At 49.8% G+C, this 456-nt stretch carries 1 pseudogene; it reads right to left on the reverse strand.

Annotation, left to right across the window (positions count from 1 at the left end):
- A pseudogene (locus WAE59_RS25775) lies at positions 1 to 456 on the reverse strand (ThuA domain-containing protein); the annotation flags it as partial.

Raw genomic sequence — 456 nt, forward strand, 5'->3', positions numbered from 1 at the left:
CGCAACCTGCACTGCTGGTTTTCTATTGCCGCCGTTGAATTCTATGCGGATCAGTTCGGCTTCGGGATTGTCCTTGAAATAGCCATTTCCGTATTCCAGCACATACAGGTCGCCATCAGGTCCAAATTTCATATCTATCGGTCCGTGCAGGCTAAGCTCAGGAAGGAAACGTTCCATAGATTTGTAATTGCCCTGCTCATCTAGCGTGACGGCCAATATCCATCCACGTACCCAGTCGGTAATCAGCCATTTGCCTTCGTAATAGACAGGGAATACTTTCGCACCGGCTTTGAAATCTGACTTATGAAAGATGGGGCCACCGACCGCACTTCTTCCACCGCTGCCCATTTCAGGAAATTCCGGGCTCACTGCATAAGGATACCAGATCATGGCAGCAATGGCAGGCGGCAGGATTTGCTGACCGGTATTGTTTGGCGATTTATTGACAGGCTTCAG

It is taken from the genome of Pedobacter sp. GR22-6, assembly GCF_037402555.1.
Lineage (GTDB): Bacteria > Bacteroidota > Bacteroidia > Sphingobacteriales > Sphingobacteriaceae > Pedobacter.